Genomic DNA, 357 nt, shown 5'->3' with positions numbered 1-357 from the left:
AGTACAACAGGAAGCAACGAGAGGAGGAGACGCCCGGTGAGTCAGCGGGAGTGGATCGAGAAGGACTTCTACAAGGACCTGGGCGTCTCCTCCGACGCCTCGGCCGACGAGATCAAGAAGGCCTACCGGAAGTTGGCGCGGGACCTGCATCCCGACGCCAACCCCGGTGACGCGAGTGCGGAGGAACGGTTCAAGGCCGTGAGCGAGGCGAATGCCGTGCTCTCGGATCAGGCCAAGCGCAAGGAGTACGACGAGGCCCGCCGTCTGTTCGCCAGCGGTGGCTTCGGTCGCGGCGCATACCCGTCGGGCGCCGAGTACACCACCGGCGGTGGCGGTTTCGGCGGTGGCGAATTCAAC

1 protein-coding gene is annotated in these 357 nt (G+C 65.8%); it reads left to right on the top strand.

Annotation, left to right across the window (positions count from 1 at the left end; translation table 11 throughout):
• Window positions 1–36: 36 nt before the first annotated feature.
• The coding region (locus tag AC1DYG_RS20965) for a DnaJ domain-containing protein (RefSeq protein ID WP_477641747.1) at window positions 37–357 on the top strand (321 nt) is incomplete at its 3' end.

The organism is Pedococcus sp. P1_H8 (genome assembly GCF_056405175.1).
The sequence above is the reverse complement of the archived record's forward strand: the minus strand, read 5'-3'. Positions and strand labels throughout refer to the sequence as shown.